The organism is Wenzhouxiangella psychrophila (genome assembly GCF_042310375.1).
In the GTDB taxonomy this organism is placed as follows: domain Bacteria; phylum Pseudomonadota; class Gammaproteobacteria; order Xanthomonadales; family Wenzhouxiangellaceae; genus Wenzhouxiangella.
The window spans coordinates 150,326-167,350 of sequence record NZ_JBHJMQ010000005.1 but is presented as its reverse complement, the minus strand read 5'-3'; the positions used below and the strand labels follow the sequence as shown (position 1 = coordinate 167,350).

Below are 17,025 nucleotides of genomic sequence, written 5' to 3'. Positions count from 1 at the left end.
GTTCACTGGTTTTAGAAGTAGTATCCGAAGTTGATATTGAACCGAGTGTTGGTGCCAGGTTCGGTGGCCGAATCCATGGAACCGCCGATGAACGGTTGATTCTCAGCCAGGATCAGGTCGATATAGGTATACAGGCCACCGGACGTCACGGCCACACCGCTGACGTTCATCCAGGTGTCTTCAAGGCCGCCGGACTTGTCCGTGACCAGAGAATAGTCGTTGTAGAAGGTCAGGTTCGAAACCGGACCCCAGTTAACGGGGAGGCTGTAGGCCACGTTACCGGTGTACGATGTGGCTTCCGCCGCGATGGTGTCGAAGAAGTCATAGGCACCGACTGCCATGCGACCCGAGTCATTATCCATGTCGTACTCGTACTCGGTAGCCTGAAGCTGGATATTCCACGGACCGTAGTTACCAACCAGGTGGGCAGCAAAGGCCGACTGGCTACCGATGCCGTCTGCACCGCCGCCCTTGACGTCACCGTACTGGGCGGAAAAGCCGAGCTCTGTGGAATAGTCCGTTCCGTGACCGAGCGTGTAGGCGACGCGTCCGTTGGCAATGTTGCTGTCGAACGCAAAATTTGACGGGGTGGCGAACGTGCCTTCACCCGGATCCCGTACCCCGACGATGTCGTAGGAATAGCGGTCGTTCAGGAAGTCCGGAAAGTCACCACCGTCAAAGCCGAGATAGCTGTCGGAGCTGCCCAGTTCGTCGCCCCAGTAGAACGCACCCTGGATGTTCAGCGGCCCCTCGTCGTAAATCAGCTTGGCACCGAAGTCATAGTCGTCTTCGAGCCCGAGATAATAATTCGAGCTGAAGAAGAAGCTGTGTGAGTTATACGGCGTCACACCGAAGGGCACCTGGTTGACGCCGACCTGGCCCTGCAGTGAATCGCTGAAGTCGTAGCCGGCCCAGGCGTGGTGAATAACGTTCATGTACTGGTACCAGCGCCACTCGGCCGAAAGAATCACGTCACCCACGGTACCGTCAAAGTTCAGGCGAACGGTATCCATCTCGAACGTGCCGTTGTTGTCCTTCGAAAGATCGTTATAGTCTTCGAGGACATACTGGAACCTGACGGCGCCACCGACATCGATCTCGGTGGATTTTTTCTCGTCGTAGGTCTCGGCCGCGATTTCCTTGACCTTTTCCTGATCAGCGTCGCCTTCTTCAACTTCGGCCAGGCGCGACTCCATGTCTTCACGCTTCTCTTCTTCTTCGTCACGTTCAGCGCGCAACTCGTCGAGTTGCTGTCGCATTTCGAGAAGCTGCTGCTGCATGCGGTCGATCTGTTCCTTGAGCATGTCGGCCTCGTCCTGCCCTTCCGAAGCAGAGGCGGATGACATCGCACAGGCCATAATCAGGAATGCAGAGACTCTCAACCAGGATGGCTTTCGCATGTTCCTCTCCCTAAATGTCTGACATTGGTTTCTTCGGCAGCTGCAGTCGAGCCCGAATGAATCCTGGGAGTTTTCTTTGACCGCACTTGTCTCGACAAGCGCGTGGAGCAAAAAGGAACTCCTTGTTTCGTTCCAGCTCGAACGCGCTGCAGAAGCTCGTGATTAATGCAACCTTAACAGACGCCGATAAGTGGACGCAAACACTTATCCACTTCATCCCGTACGGGATACCTCACTCACGGTAAGGGCGTCGCAGCGGCAATCGCATGCCGAGAAGCGCCGAACGCGCCCTGTTGACGTCGGGATCCTTGCGTGAAGAATGGCGCGCGATTTGTTGTATATATGACTCATCAAACCCATGAAAGCGCGCGCCTGCCGCAATCAGGTCGACATACCAATCGAAGGGCAGCACGGCGTCGGATCGCCATTGCGACGGCGCGAGGTAGGTAAATACGTCCAATTCTTGACCGGCATGCTCGACGTTCATCAGAAACGTTTCGTAGCCGCGGCCGCAACCCTCGAACACATCCAGTCTGCCGACCTGCTCGGGATAGAGGGCGAAGAGCGCGGCATGAACCGTTTGGGCGCCCCCTGGACATGGTCTGAGATTCGCCTTGGCCGAGCCATCGCCGCCGCGCTTGTCGAAGCGAAGTTGCCAGCCGGGTAGTGCCACCGTACCAAGAATATCGGCCGGGCCGACGCGCGCCTCGAGTCGGCGCGGGTGCAGGTTCGAGCCGTAGGCCAGGTATATTCGTTGCCGCCCGCTCGGCATGACGCTTACACGAGTCCGTGCGGCCGAAACAGTCGATCGTACAAGTTCAGTGCGTAGCGATCGGTCATGCCCGCAACGTAATCGAGTACCTGCGTGAGCGGATCGGCATCGGCGATGCAGTAGGTCTCGGGAATCTGTTCGGGATAGGCAAGCAGGTGGTCAACCAGTTGGTGAATCACGCTGCGGGCGCGCTCGTTCTGCGCCACCGCTTCCGGCCGCAGGTAGACGCGCTCGAACATAAACTCGCGAAATTGTTTCATGGCCTGCAGCACATCGGCGCGCATCACGACTTTGCCCCGCTCGATCGATTCCTCGATGACCGCCTCGATCATGGCGTTGATCCAGCTGCGGCCTTCCAATGGGCCCAGCACATCGATGACCTCGGACGGTACGTCGCAAGTCCTGATCACACCGGCGCGGAGAGCGTCCTGAAGGTCATGATTGAGATACGCGATGCGATCGGCATAACGACAGACCCAGCCCTCCGGCGTATGCGGCGGCGGCTTGACCCGCCAGGTGTGGGCGCGAATTCCGTCGAGCACCTCCCAGCTCAGGTTGCGCGGTTCGAGCACCCGGAAAATGCGCACGCCCTGCTCCGAGTGCAACCACTCGCCATCGTCGATGTAGTCCGAAAGCGCCGCCTCACCCGTGTGACCGAAGGGTGTGTGGCCGCAGTCGTGCGCCAGGCAGATCGCTTCGGTCAGGGTTTCATTGAGCCCGAGGGCAGCCGATATTGCGCGGGCGACCTGTGTCACCTGCAGGGTATGCGACATGCGAGTGACGAAATGGTCGCCTTCCGGATTGATGAATACCTGCGTCTTGTGCTTCAGCCGCCGGAAAGCCTTGGAATGCAGAATCCGGTCGCGATCCCGCTCGAATTCCGTGCGGTACGGGTCGGGTGCCTCTTCCCGCGCTCGCCCCCGGCTCGCGCTGGAGCGGGTGGCCAACGGCGAGAGCCATTCCTCGCGGGCTTCACGCTGCTCGCGGGTGACGGTACTCAACGGAGGGCGCGCGGCCATTGCATCCATGCCTGACAGTCTACAGTGCGCGCTTGACCGAATCGGTGAAGCCGACCATTACCGCCTCAGCCAGTTCGAAAACCGGGCGCTTGATCAGCGTGGGATGACGAAGAAGAAGCGCTGGGGCAGCGCCCCCGTCCAATGCACGCGCCCGATCGTTCTCATCGAGGCTTCGCCAGGTCGTCGAACGCCGATTGACCAGCTTTTCGAGCCCGACGGCATCGATCCAGCCCCGGAGCGTCGACTCGTCGATGCCGTCGGTGCGGAGATCGTGCCAGCGATAGGCCCGCCCGGACTGCTCGAGCCACTTGCACGCCCTGCGACAAGCGTCGCAATTTCCGATACCGTAAACGTCGATCATGAAATGGATGTGGGAGCAGGCCGGGTGAAGCTCAAGTGAACGCGCAGCATACGCCTCATTGGAATGCGGACTGGCGACATTATATCGCATTATGCTAATATAATAGAATCGGAATCATGGGGAATGTCATGAAAGCGCGTTTGATTGTCATGGCCGCCGTAGTCACAGGGTTCGCGTCGCTGTCGCCACCGGCCGGCGCCGTTGAATGGGTGCCGGTGGAGCGGGCCAGCCTGGTCGAATCAGTGCGGCTCGACGGCGTGATCGAGGCCGTTCAGGAAAGTACCGTTTCGGCACAAACCGCCGGAACCGTCGTCGCGCTGCCCTATGACGTGGATGACGTCGTGGAGGCCGGGGAACTCATCGCCCGACTGGATGACACGGAGCAGCGCGCCCGGCTCGAGCAAGCCCGGTCCGACCTGGAAGAAACCGAATCCGGTCTCGAGGACGCCCGCCAGCGCTACGAGCGCATCGAACCGTTAGCAGAGCGCGGCGTCGCATCCCAGTCCGACCTGGACCAGGCCCGAAACGCGCTCAGCGCCGCTCGCGCACGCGTGGCGCGAGCGCGCAGCGCCATCGAAGAGGCCAATGAGCAACTCGATTACACGCGCGTGACCGCGCCCTACGGCGGCATTATTACGGCCCGTCATGTCGAAATCGGCGAATCCGTTCGTCCGGGCCAGCCCCTGCTGAGCGGTTTCGCGCTCGATCCGCTGCGCGCGGTTGCCTCGGTGCCGCAGCGCTACATCGACCGGATCGACGGTGACGGTAGCCAATTGCGGGTCGTGCTCGACAGCGGCCGTGAACTCACCACCGGCAAGATCACCCGGTTCCCCTTCGCCGATACGATCGGCCACGGCGTGACCGTCCGGATTGCCGTCGACAACGGCGATCTGGGCGTCTACCCCGGCCAGCTCGTACGCGTCATGCTGCCGGTCGAGCGACGAGAGGCGCTCTGGATTCCGGCAGATAGCCTGCTCCGGCGCAGCGAGTTGCGTGCCGTGTTCGTACGCGGCGAGTCCGGCGAGCCCCGGCTGCGCCAGGTCCGAATCGGCGCGCGCGACGATGACCGCCTGGAAGTCCTTTCGGGCCTGGATGAAGGCGAAGAGGTCGCGCTCGACCCCGAGGCCATTTTCGCCCGGGACGCGTCACAATGAGCGAACACCAGACGAGCATGGGCCCGTCCGGATTCATCGCACGCGCCTTTCAGGATTCCCGCCTGACGCCGCTACTGGCTGCCGTGGGCATTATTGCCGGTTTGCTCGCCGTGGTCGTCACGCCCAAGGAGGAAGAGCCGCAGATCGACGTCACCATGGCCGATGTCTTCGTGCCTTTCCCCGGCGCCAGCGCCGAGGAGGTCGAATTTCTGATCACCAACCCCGGCGAACAGATCTTCGACGAGATCTCGGGCGTCAAGCACGTCTACTCGACTTCCCGCCAGGGCCAGGCGGTGATCACCGTCGAATTCGAGGTGGGCATTCCCCGCCAGGATGCCCTGGTCCGCCTTTACAACAAGGTCTATTCCAACAGCGACTGGTTCCCGGCCGATCTCGGGGCCGGGCAACCGGTGGTCAAGCCCAAGGGCATCGACGATGTCCCGATCGTCACGCTCACCCTCTACGATCCGGACCGGCGCCAGACCGGCGAGGAACTCACCCGCCTGGCCCACACCCTGGAAGTGGCGCTCAAACGGGTACCCGGCACGCGCGACGTCTACACCGTCGGCGGCATTCCCGACCGAGTGGACGTGGTCTTCGACCCGGCCAGCCTGGCTGGCTACGGACTGACCCTAGCCGATATTCGTGATGCCATCCAGGCGGCCAACAGCGCCGCCGGCGAATCGCGCATTGTGCGCGACGGCGTGTCCATTCCGCTGCAGCCCGGCAGCTTGCTGGAGACCGCCGAGCAGGTTCGGCGCCTGGTCGTCGGCCTGCACGGCGACACGGCGGTGCGCCTTGGCGACGTCGCCCAAGTCCGCCGCGGCGAGACGGTGCCCGACCAGAGCGTCATGCTCGGCTTCGGCCCGGGCAGCGAGCACGGCCAGGGGCAGATCTATCCGGCCGTCACCCTCGCCGTGGCCAAGAAACCGGGCGAGAACGCCATCGACATTGCCGATGCCGTCAAAACACGCCTGGACACCCTGAAGGGCCGCGTCATCCCCGACAACACCGAGGTGCTGGTTACCCGCAATTACGGCGAGACCGCCTCGGACAAGGCCCGCTCGCTGATTCGCGACCTGATCTCGGCAACGGTGGCCGTTATCTTGCTGGTGCTGGCCACCATGGGCTGGCGCCAGGCGCTGATCGTAGGTACCTCGGTACTGGTTACCCTGCTGCTGACGCTGGTGTTTTCCTGGGCCTGGGGCTTCACACTCAACCGCGTTTCCCTGTTCGCGCTGATCTTCTCGATCGGCATCCTGGTCGACGACGCCATCGTCATCGTCGAGAACGTACACCGCCGCATCAGCATTTCGAAGCGACCGATCCGGGAGATCGTGCCGGCAGCAGTCGACGAGGTGGGCACCCCCACCATCATGGCCACCCTGACGGTCATGGCCGCCCTCCTTCCCATGGCCTTCGTCACCGGCCTGATGGGCCCCTATATGGGCCCGATCCCGATCAACGCCTCCGCCGGCATGGTGCTCTCGCAGGTGGTGGCCTTCGTGGTCGCCCCCTGGCTGGCCGTACGATTGCTCCGTCGCGACAAGGGCTCCGAGGAGAGCACGGTCGAACGAAGAGAAAGCTCGATCGAGGGCATCAACCCGCGCCTGCATCGCATCTTCTCGTCGATTTTCACCCCCTTCCTGGGCGACAAGCGCAGGAATCGATGGCTGCTGGCCGGCGGCGTCGTGGGGCTCACCCTGCTCGTGATGCTGCTGCCGATATTCCAGGCGGTGGTACTGAAGATGCTGCCCTTCGACGACAAGTCGGAGCTGCAGGTCGTCGTCGACATGCCCGAACACACGCCAATGGAAGAAACCATGCGGGTGCTGATGGCCATGGGCGACTATCTCTCCGACGTCGATTCGGTCACCAACTGGCAGGCCTACGCCGGCACCGCCTCGCCGATCAACTTCAACGGCCTGGTCCGCCAGTACTATCTCAGGGGCGAGCCCTACCATGGCGATCTGCAGATCAACCTGGTCGAGGACCGGGACCGTCAGTCGCACGAAATCGCGCTCGACCTGCGCGGCCCGCTGACCGAAATCGGCAAGCGGCACGGGGCGGCGGTGAAGATCGTCGAAGTCCCGCCCGGCCCGCCGGTGCTCTCGCCGGTGGTCGCCGAAGTCTACGGCCCCACGCCCGAGGCGCGCGCGGAGCAGGCCCAATCGCTGGCCGCGCAAATGGCCGGCATCGACGGCCTGGTCGATATCGACACAACCGTCACTGCACCCACGGAGCGCTGGCAAGTGGTGATTGATCGCCACCGCGCGGCCACCCTGGGTATTTCCCAGGCCCAGGTGGTCGACGCCCTGGCCGTTTCCCTCGGCGAGCGCAACGTCAGCTACCTGCGCGACCCAGGCGCCAAGCACGCCGTGCCCATTCGCGTCATCCTCGACGAAGGCGACAAGGCACAGCCCGCCGCCCTGATGTCGCTGCCGGTAATGAGCCGCGACGGTGAATTGATCCGCCTGGCCGACGTGGCCCGCATCGAGCAATCGCAGTGGCCGGGCATCATCCAGCACAAGGACTTGCTGCCGGTCACCTACGTCACCGCCGACATGGCCGGTGACATCGACTCGCCGCTCTACGGCATGTTCGCCCTGGCCTCCGAGCTCTACGACCAGACGAACGCGCCAACGCAGTACTGGATCAAGCAGCCCGACTGGCCGGGCACGCCGGCGCTGAAGTGGGACGGCGAATGGCAGATCACCTACGAGACCTTCCGCGACATGGGCCTCGCCTATGCCGTGGGCGTGTTCGTGATCTTCCTGCTGCTGGTCGCGCAGTTCCGCGCCTATCTGATCCCGCTGGTCGTCATGGCCCCGATTCCGCTCACGCTGATCGGCATCCTGCCCGGCCATGCCCTGCTCGGGCGCGAATTCACCGCCACCAGCATGATCGGCATGATTGCGCTCGCCGGCATCATCGTGCGCAACTCCATCCTGCTGGTGGTATTCATCCGGCAGTTGCTCGACGAGGGCGAATCTCTGGAAGACGCTGTGGTGCTGGCCGGTGTGGTCCGGCTCAAACCGATCGCGCTGACCGCGATCTCGGCCATGCTGGGTGCGGCCTTCATCCTGCCCGACCCGATCTTCAACGGCCTGTCGATCTCGCTGATCTTCGGCCTGGCGGTGTCGACCGTGATGACCGTACTGCTGATTCCCCTGCTCTACTACGTGTTCATCGGCGAACGCGAGGTTAAAACCTGATCAGCGGGCGGCGCGCAATAGTTCGTTGACCGAAGTCCGCGAGCGGGTCTTCTCATCGACCTGCTTCACGATAACGGCCGCATACAAACTGTAGCTGCCGTCCTCGGCGGGGAGACTGCCGGCCACCACAACCGATCCGGCCGGCACGCGACCGGTTGTGATCTCGCCGGTGTCACGGTTGTAGATGCGCGTGGACTGGCCCAGGAAAACACCCATACCAACCACCGCGCCTTTCTCGACGATCACGCCCTCGACCACTTCCGAGCGCGCGCCGATGAAGCAGCCGTCCTCGATGATCGTGGGATTGGCCTGCAGGGGTTCGAGCACGCCGCCGATGCCTGCACCGCCGGAAAGATGCACACCCGATCCGATCTGGGCACAGGAGCCCACCGTCGCCCAGGTATCGATCATGCTGCCGGCGCCGACGTAGGCACCGATATTGACGTAGCTGGGCATGAGCACGACGTCGTCGCCGATATGCGCCCCGCGTCGGACGGTCGCCGTCGGCACCACCCGAGCACCGCACTTCTCCGGAGAGTCGCCCTCGTCGGTGAAACGCAGATCGACCTTGTCGAAGTAGTTGCTGACGCCGCCTGCCATCACGCGATTGGGCGTGAGACGAAAATGCAGCAGGATGGCCTGCTTGAGCCAGCCGTTGACCTGCCAGTCGCCGTCCGAGCCGGGCTCGGCCACGCGCAGCTCGCCATTTTCCAGTCCCTGCAGGCAGGTATCAATCTGCCCGCGCAGTTCATCGTCGGCCGTCTCGGGCGAAAGATCGCCGCGGCGGTCCCAGGCGGATTCGATGGCGGATTTGAGTTTATCGAGATCGGTCAACATAAGGGTTCGGGGTTCGGGATTCGGGGTTCCGGAAGTCAGGATAGCGCAGTCCCTTGGTTGCCTGAACGCTTTCTTTTCCCGAACCCTGAACCCTGAACACCGAACCCCTTCATTTCCTGAACCCTGAACACTGAACCCTTCACACATCCAACCGCTTCCGCAGCTCCCCCTCAAGCCGATCGCAGGCGTCGCGGTCGAGCGGCCGGCCGTCGGCGTCGGTGATGGTAAACACGTCTTCCACGCGCTGGCCGAAGGTGGCCACGCGGGCGTCGTGCAGGCGCAGGCCGTGGGCAACCAGGGCTTCGGCGATGGCCGACAGCAGGCCCGGGCGATCGGTGGCCGCGATTTCCAGGTCGGTCACGCCGTCGCCGGCCGACAGTTTGATCTCGGAGCGCCCCATGAAGGGCTGGAGCCGGCGCGGCACCGGTCTTGGCGGCAGCGGGCGAACCTCACGTGCGTCGAGCTGATCGACCAGGGAATGCCTCAGGCGTTCGGCATCCGAGTCGTACAGGGGCTGGTTATGCGAGTCCATGACCTGGAAGATATCCCAGCTCTTGCCGTCGTCGGTGGTGATCACGCGAGCACCCATGACGTTGAGCTGCATGCGGTCGAGTTCACGCGCCACGACCGCGAACAGGCCGGCGAAATCCCCGGCGTGCACGAAGATCTCGCTGATGCCCTTGTCTTCCAGCCTTCGGCATGCCACCAGCGGCAGTGACTGGCTGCCCAATACTTCCCGCGTCGTCCAGACCAGTTGTTCGGCGTCCAAACGAAGGAAAGCCCGGTCCGGCAACGACCGCCAGCAATCCTCGACGGTTTCGGGATTCACGTCCAGGTCTTGCAGCAGCGCGAGCGCTTCACTGCGGGTCTCGTCCAGGCTCGCCTGGCGATCGACGGGGTGCTCGAGCCCGCGGCGCAGGGCTTCGGTCGTAGCCACGTAGAGCTCCCACAGCAGGCTGTCCTTCCACGAATTCCACAGCCGGGGACTGGTCGCGGCGATATCGGCCACGGTCAGGACAAACAAATGATCGAGATGGCGCTGATCACCCACCGTTTCGGCAAACGCGTTGACGACCTCCGGATCGGAAATATCCTCGCGCTGACTGGTCCGCGACATCAACAGGTGCTGGCGCACCAGCCAGACAACAAGGTCGCGATCGGCATCCGCCATTTCGAGACGATCGACGAAGCCATTGGCATCCTCGGCACCCAGCTCGGAATGATCACCGCCCCGGCCCTTGGCGATATCGTGAAAGAGCGCGGCCAGGTAGAGCACTTCCGGACGTTCGATATGCTTGAAGATCTCGATGGCGTGGTTGAAGCGATCCGGGTGCTTGGCGTAGGCAAAGCGTCGCAGGTTGCGAATCACGAACAGGGTGTGCTGGTCGACCGTGTAGACGTGGAACAGGTCGAACTGCATGCGCCCGGTGATCTGGGCGAACTCGGGCAACAATGCGGCCAGCACCCCATAGCGGTTCATGCGCGCGAGCTGGCTGTAGACCAGGCGCTCGCGGCGCAGCAGGGCCAGCAGGCAGTTGAGGATTTCCGGATCCCGGCGAAAATCATCGTCGATCAGGTAGAGATGCTCGCGCACCATGCGAATGGTGGTGGCCCGAACGCCGCGCACGTCCGGATGATCGGCGAGCACCAGGAACATGCGCATGATCAGCGCAGGATGCTGGACCAGGGCGTGCGGATCCTTGAGCTCGAGGTAGCCGTGATGGATTCGAAAGTGCTCATCGATATCGGCCGAGGGGAGGTGGCGGCGCCCGGCCAGCAACTCCTCGTCAAAACTCTGCAGCAGCCGCTCGTTGAGCCGTTCCAGCTGCATCACATTGCGGTAATAGACCTGCATGAAGCGCTCGACCGGCTCGTTGCTCTCGCTGCAGTCGCCGTAGCCGAAGGTCTCGGCCAGCCGACGCTGATATTCGAATAGAAGGCGCTCTTCCGCGCGGCCGGCCGTCTCGTGCAGTGCCCAGCGCAGGCGCCACAGGTGTTCGCGCGAAGCCACCAGGTCCTCATGCTCGCGCTCGCTCAGAAAACCATGCTCGACCAGGCCGTGCAGAGTCGACGTGCCGAAATGGCGGCGCGTCACCCAGGCGATCATCTGCATGTCGCGTAGCCCGCCTGGTCCTTCCTTGAGGTTCGGCTCGAGGTTGTAGACGGTGTCCTCGAAGTGCTCGTGGCGGTCGTCCTGTTCCTCGAGCTTGGCCGAGAAGAATTCATCGGCCGGCCACAGCGCGGGGGCATCGGTCCGCTCGCGCATCTGCCGATACAGCCGGCCTTCGCCGGCCATCAGGCGCGACTCCATCAGGTTGGTCGCCACGCCGACATCCGCACGCGCCTCCTCGACGCATCCATCGACGCTTCGGACGCTCTGCCCGGGATGCAGGTCCGCGTCCCACAGCACCTGAATGAACTGCTCGAGCGCCCCGGCGTCCGGATCGTCATCGTCCGGCAGCAGTATCAGAAGGTCGACGTCGGAGTGCGGGTGCAGTTCACCACGCCCGAAACCGCCAACTGCGCACAGCTCGAGCCCGCTGTCGGACGGGGCCAGCCGATCCCAGGCGGTGAGGATGAGCCGCTCGACCACCCAGGCCCGGGCCTGGACCAGGTCGCGGATATCCGTACCGTCAGCGAACTGGCGGCTCAGTTCGGCGTCGGCATGCTCGCGCGCCCGGCCCAGCGCAGCGCTGAGGGTATCGGGGTCGGCATCCAGTGCGTCCAGCGCCGCGAGGTCGAGGCAGTCGCGGGTGGCCGGAACTGCGCTCAATCGCTCGGTCACAGCGGATCGTCGGGCAGCTGCGTCAGGACATCGTAACCGTCGTCGGTCACCGCCAGGGTGTGTTCCCACTGGGCGGTAAGGCTGCGATCACGGGTGATCACGGTCCATCCATCCGGCAGCAGCTTGGTGTGACGCTTGCCGAGGTTGATCATCGGCTCGATCGTGAAGGTCATGCCCGGCTCGAGCACCATGCCCTGGCCCGGCCGGCCGTAGTGAAGGACCTGTGGTGCCTCGTGAAACCCCCGGCCGATGCCGTGGCCGCAGTATTCCCGCACCACCGAGCAGCGCTCGCCCTCGGCGTACTGCTGGATCGCGTGCCCGATATCGCCCAGCGTCGCGCCCGGCTTCACCGTTTCGATCCCGCGAACTAGTGCCTCGTGCGCCACGTCGCAGATACGGCGCGCCTTCACCGACGGTTCACCGGCATGGAACATCTTGGACGTATCGCCGTGCCAACCGTTCTTGATGACGGTAACGTCGATATTGAGGATATCGCCGTCCTTGAGCTTCTTGTCACCGGGAATGCCGTGGCAGACCACGTGGTTGACCGAGGTGCAGATCGATTTCGGGAAGCCCTTGTAGTCGAGCGGCGCCGGCACGGCGCCGAGCTCGTCGACGATGTACTCGTGCGCGATGCGGTCGAGTTCGCCGGTGGTCACGCCAGGACGAACATGTTCGCGCAGCAGGGCCAGGACGCTCGCAGCCTGCTGGCCGGCGACGCGCATGGCCTCGATTTCCTCGGGCTTTTTGATGTGAACTTGATGATTCATTGACCAATCTAATGCAAACCGGCGACAGTCTACCCGAAAGCACCCTGGATAGCGTCGGCAGCAGGGTTTTCCAGTCGGTATGACGATCGATTCATGCCTTTTGGCACGTGTGTCGGGCAAGATGGAAATGGCACGATGACCGCCACTGGAATCAATTGCACGAACATCGCGATCCGGGACACGCGAACCCCATGAATAAAATCCTCAAATACGCACTGCCGCCGGTGCTGGTCGTCGCCTCGATCATCGTCGTCGTCATTCTGGCCAGCAACCGCCCCGAGCCACCCGAGCGTGAGCCGGTGGAAACCGCCATGCTCGTCGACACGATCCCCGCCGAGAAGGCCGGAGACCACTTCATCGTGGCTGCTCAGGGCACCGTTCAGCCGCGCACGCAGACCACGCTGGTGCCCGAAGTCAGCGGCAAGGTCAATCGAATCTCGGATGCCTTCGTCGCCGGTGGATTCTTCCGTGCCGGCGAGGTGCTGGTCGAGATCGACCCGAGCGACTACAAAACGGCAGTCAAACGGGCCGAGGCCGACCTGGCCGCGGCGCGTGCCCGCCTGTCGGACGAGCAGGCACGGTCGGACCAGGCACGGCGCGACTGGCGCAAGCTGCACGGCAATGAGGGTGAACCACCGCCACTGGTGCTGCGCATTCCGCAGCTCGAACAGGCGCGAGCCGCCGTGCAGGCCGCCGAGGCGGACCTGGCCCGGGCCGAGCGCAACCTCGAGCGCACGCGCATCTCCCTGCCCTACGACGGCATGGTGCGCGAGCGCTCGGTCAATATCGGCCAGTACGTGAGTGCCGGCACGACCCTGGGGCGGGCCTTTGCCGTGGACGTCGCCGAGGTTCGGCTTCCACTGCCCGACCGCGACCTGGCATTCGTGAACCTGCCGAAGCCCGGACGAAACGACCAGCCCACGCCGACCGTTCGCTTCTACGCCGATGTCAGCGGCGAGCGCGGCAGCTGGACGGGCGAAATCGTGCGCACCGAAGGCGTGGTCGATGAAACCAGCCGCCTGACTTATGCCGTAGCCCGCATCGAGGACCCCTACGGCCTGCTCGTAAAAGACCGCAGCGTACCCCTGCCCATGGGCACCTACGTGCAGGCCGAAATTCGCGGGCGATCGGCGGCGGGCTTGATGGAGTTGCCGCGCGAGGCCCTGCGGGACGACAACCGGCTGTTCATCGCGGATGAAGACGATCGACTGGAAATCCGCAAGGTCAACGTCGTGCGTTCGACGCCCCAACGCGTCTACCTGGCCGATTCCATCGAGCCCGGCGAGCGCGTCATCACCACCGCCATCGCCGCGCCGATTGCCGGCAGCAAGCTCAACGTTCGCGAGTCCGGCTCGGACGAACCCGCACTGCGCATCCTGCCCGCACAGGAAGAGGATCAAGGCACGAAGCAGGAAGTCGCCGCGCAAGAGGAGGACGCGCAATGAGCCTCGAACGCAACTGGTACGGCAACATCATTGCCTGGTTCGCCCACAACTCGGTGGCGGCCAACCTGCTGATGCTGTGCCTGCTCGTCGGCGGCATAGTCACCGCGTTCACGATCACCAAGGAAATCCAGCCGCAGATCGAGACCAACTATGTCACGGTCACCGTGCCCTACCGCGGCGGCACACCGCGCGATGTCGAACAGGGCGTGCTGATCAAGATCGAGGAGGCGATTCAGGACCTCGAAGGCATCGAGGAGATCGTATCGACCGGTCGTGAGGGTTCGGGCAGCGTGCAGGTCGAAGTCGACCAGGACTACGACGTGCTCGAAGTGCTCGACGAGATAAAGACCCGTGTGGATTCCATATCGACCTTCCCGGCCGAAACCGAACGCCCCATCTACCAGCGCGACACCTTCACGCAGCAGGTCATCTGGGTCTCGGTTTTCGGCGACGTCGGCGAGCGCACGCTCAAGGAGGCCGCCCGCGAGATCCGCGACGAAATCATCGCCCTGCCCCCGGTCACCCGAGCGGAACTGGTGGGCACGCGCGACTACGAGATCAGCATCGAGGTGCGCGAGGAAACGCTGCGCGCCTACGACCTGACCCTGAGCGAGGTGGCGCAGGCGATCCGCGAATCGTCCCTCGATCTGCCCGGCGGGCGCATCGAGACCGCGGGCGGCGACGTTCTGCTCAGAACCGTCGGCCAGGCCTACGTCGGTCGGGATTTCGAGGAAATCGTCGTGCGCAGCAACCCCGACGGCTCGAAAATCCTATTGCGGGATATCGCCAATATCGACGACGGCTTCGTCGAACGCGCGCGCTACTCCCGCCATAACGGTCAGCCGGCCAACGCCATTCGCGTGCTCAGCGTGGGCGAGCAGAACGCGCTGGCCGTTTCCCAGGCCGTGCGCGACTACATCGCCGAAAAACAGTCGGAATTGCCGTCCGGCATCAGCGTCGACTGGTGGGCGGACATCTCCTACTACCTGCAGGGCCGCATGGAGATGATGGGCAAGAACCTCGTCGCCGGCGCGATCCTGGTCTTTCTCATTCTCACGCTGTTTTTGCGCCTGAAGCTCGCCTTCTGGGTGATGGTCGGCCTGCTGGTCGCCTTCCTGGGCGCGCTGTGGATGCTGCCGGCCTTCGGCGTGACCATCAACCTGATCAGCCTGTTCGGCTTCCTGGTGGTGCTGGGCATCGTGGTCGACGACGCCATCGTCATGGGCGAGTCGGCCTATACCGAGATCCGCAACCACGGTCACTCGGTGGACAACGTGGTCAAGGGTGTCTACAAGGTGGCCATCCCGGCCACCTTCGGGGTGCTGACGACCATCGCCGCCTTCCTGCCGATCCTGATGATCTCCGGCATCTCCGGCCAGTTCTTCGCCGCCATCGGCTGGGTCGTGGTGCTTTGCCTGTTCATGTCGCTGGTCGAGTCCAAGCTGATCCTGCCAGCCCATCTGGCGCATATGCGCGTCAAGAAACACGAGCCGGACACGACCAACCGCTTCATCCGTTTCCAGAGGCGCTTTTCCGACGGTCTCTACACCTTCATCGACCGCTTCTACCTGCCGTCGCTGGGCGTGCTGTTGCGCAACCGCTATCTGGCGCTGGCGGGCTTCATCTCCGTCTTGATCCTGTCGCTGGGGCTGATCGTCAGCGGCCTGATGCGCGTGGTGTTCTTCCCCGACTTCGCTGGCGACTTCATGCAGGTCGACCTGGAGATGAACGAGGGCACGCCGGCCTACGTCACCCACGCCAACATGGACCTGCTGGCCGAAAAACTGGAAAGCACCGACCGGAAGCTGCGCGAAGAATACGGCCTTGAGGAGGACATCGTGCGGACCGTCTTCGCCTGGTCGGGCTCGGACACGACCGGCGGCATGCTCATCGAACTGACCAAGAACGAAGACAGCCCGGTCACGATCACCGAACTCGAGCGCGAATGGCGCAACGCGGTCGGCCAGATCCCCGGCGCGCGCGGCCTGCGCATCGGCAACGCCGGCGGCGGCCCGGGCGGCGGCGGACCGGATATTTCCTTCCAGCTCGTCGGCAACAATCTCGGCCAGCTCGAAGCCGCCGCGGCCGAACTCGAAAGCCGCGTAAACGCCTACGAAGGTACCTACGACGTACGCAACTCCTTCGAGGGCGGCCTCAGGGAGCTGCAGCTCGACATCAAGCCCGAGGCCGAGGCGTTGGGCATGAGCCAGCAGAACCTCGCGCGCCAGGTCCGCCAGGCCTTCTTCGGCGAGGAAGTCCAGCGCATTCAGCGCGGCCAGGACGACGTGCGCGTCATGGTCCGCTACCCGCGCGAGCAGCGCACCTCGGAGGGCTACCTGGAAGACATGCGCATCCGCACGCCCGACGGCACGGAAGTGCCCTTCGGAGCAGTCGCCGAAGTCAAGTCCGGCAGCAGTCCCTCGGTCATTCGCCGTTTCGACCGTGAGCGCTCGATCAGCGTTACCGCCCGGGTCGACAAGGAAGTCGCCGAACCCGGCCGCATCACGAGCGAACTGCGCGAAACGCATCTGCCCGAGATCCTGGCCGGCTACCCCAGCGTCGACTATCGGATCTCGGGGGCAACACGCAGCCAGCAGGAGGTCGCGCAGGAACTCCTGCTCGGTACGCTATTCGCCCTGTTCCTGATCTATGCCCTGCTCGCCGTGCCGCTGCGCTCCTACCTGCAGCCACTGATGATCATGTTGGTGATTCCCTTCGGCATGGTCGGCGCCGTTGTCGGGCACTTGTTGCTGGGCATCCCGATCAGCATGCTCAGCTTCTTCGGTATCGTCGCGCTCGCGGGCGTGGTCGTCAACGACAGCCTGATCCTGGTCGACTTCGTCAACCGCCATCGCCGCGCCGGCGAATCGCGCATCGATGCGGCCATCAAGGCCGCCCGCGCGCGCTTCCGCCCGATCATCCTGACCTCGGCGACCACTTTCCTGGGCCTGGCACCGATCGTGTTCTTCGAGACCAGCCTGCAGGCCCAGATCGTCATTCCGATGGCAACCTCGCTGGCTTTCGGCATTCTCTTCGCCACGGTGATCACGCTGGGCCTGATCCCGATTCTCTACCTGATCGGCGATGACTTAGTCCACTTCATGCAGCGCATCCTGGGGCGCAAACGCACCGGCATGGTCGCCTCGCAGGAGGGTTGACCGCGTGTCGTCCCGGAAGGTGCGAAGCACCTGTCCGGGGCCTCGCACATCTCGGCCGGCAATGAGTGGGCCCGTGCAGAAAGGAAACTTGCGGGGTCCCGACTCAGGG

Annotated in this window: 11 protein-coding genes; 4 read left to right on the top strand and 7 right to left on the bottom strand. The window is 63.7% G+C overall.

The window, feature by feature from the left end:
- Positions 1-11: 11 nt before the first annotated feature.
- The 4 genes from ACDC66_RS08545 to ACDC66_RS08530 all read right to left on the bottom strand — a co-directional run bounded on the left by ACDC66_RS08545 (position 12) and on the right by ACDC66_RS08530 (position 3,552).
- Complete coding sequence (locus tag ACDC66_RS08545) at positions 12-1,400, bottom strand: carbohydrate porin (protein WP_376696287.1); 1,389 nt, start codon at positions 1,398-1,400, stop codon at positions 12-14.
- Between the two features lie 232 nt (positions 1,401-1,632).
- On the bottom strand, positions 1,633-2,172 hold the full coding sequence (locus ACDC66_RS08540) for a gamma-glutamylcyclotransferase family protein (protein WP_376696286.1): 540 nt from the start codon (positions 2,170-2,172) through the stop codon (positions 1,633-1,635).
- 5 nt (positions 2,173-2,177) lie between these two features.
- Positions 2,178-3,191, bottom strand: a complete 1,014-nt coding sequence (locus ACDC66_RS08535) for a deoxyguanosinetriphosphate triphosphohydrolase (protein ID WP_376696285.1) — start codon at positions 3,189-3,191, stop codon at positions 2,178-2,180.
- Positions 3,192-3,210: 19 nt separating this feature from the next.
- Entirely contained in the window at positions 3,211-3,552 is a 342-nt protein-coding gene (locus ACDC66_RS08530; protein WP_376696284.1) for a Spx/MgsR family RNA polymerase-binding regulatory protein, read from the bottom strand.
- A gap of 128 nt (positions 3,553-3,680) precedes the next feature.
- Here ACDC66_RS08530 and ACDC66_RS08525 point away from each other — a divergent pair, with 128 nt between their 5' ends.
- Both ACDC66_RS08525 and ACDC66_RS08520 read left to right on the top strand, forming a co-directional pair.
- Positions 3,681-4,706: an efflux RND transporter periplasmic adaptor subunit gene (locus tag ACDC66_RS08525; RefSeq protein ID WP_376696283.1), complete on the top strand. Its 1,026-nt coding sequence runs from the start codon at positions 3,681-3,683 to the stop codon at positions 4,704-4,706.
- Complete coding sequence (locus tag ACDC66_RS08520; RefSeq protein ID WP_376696282.1) at positions 4,703-7,921, top strand: efflux RND transporter permease subunit; 3,219 nt, start codon at positions 4,703-4,705, stop codon at positions 7,919-7,921. The genes ACDC66_RS08525 and ACDC66_RS08520 overlap by 4 nt, the downstream gene beginning before the upstream one ends.
- On the opposite strand, the gene dapD is transcribed toward ACDC66_RS08520, so the two are convergent.
- The 3 genes from dapD to map form a co-directional block, all read right to left on the bottom strand.
- Positions 7,922-8,758 carry a 2,3,4,5-tetrahydropyridine-2,6-dicarboxylate N-succinyltransferase gene (gene dapD / locus ACDC66_RS08515; RefSeq protein WP_376696281.1) on the bottom strand — a complete coding sequence of 279 codons (837 nt, stop codon included), beginning with the start codon at positions 8,756-8,758 and terminating at the stop codon, positions 7,922-7,924.
- Positions 8,759-8,897: 139 nt separating this feature from the next.
- Positions 8,898-11,543, bottom strand: a complete 2,646-nt coding sequence (gene glnD / locus ACDC66_RS08510; protein WP_376696280.1) for a [protein-PII] uridylyltransferase — start codon at positions 11,541-11,543, stop codon at positions 8,898-8,900.
- The gene (gene map / locus ACDC66_RS08505; protein WP_376696279.1) at positions 11,540-12,313 is read right to left on the bottom strand and encodes a type I methionyl aminopeptidase; all 774 of its coding nucleotides are present in this window, start codon (positions 12,311-12,313) and stop codon (positions 11,540-11,542) included. Before map ends, glnD begins: the two co-directional genes overlap by 4 nt.
- Before the next feature lie 191 nt (positions 12,314-12,504).
- Here map and ACDC66_RS08500 point away from each other — a divergent pair, with 191 nt between their 5' ends.
- On the top strand, positions 12,505-13,758 hold the full coding sequence (locus ACDC66_RS08500) for an efflux RND transporter periplasmic adaptor subunit (RefSeq protein ID WP_376696278.1): 1,254 nt from the start codon (positions 12,505-12,507) through the stop codon (positions 13,756-13,758).
- The gene (locus ACDC66_RS08495) at positions 13,755-16,916 is read left to right on the top strand and encodes an efflux RND transporter permease subunit (protein ID WP_376696277.1); all 3,162 of its coding nucleotides are present in this window, start codon (positions 13,755-13,757) and stop codon (positions 16,914-16,916) included. The genes ACDC66_RS08500 and ACDC66_RS08495 overlap by 4 nt, the downstream gene beginning before the upstream one ends.
- The last annotated feature ends 109 nt before the right edge of the window (positions 16,917-17,025 follow it).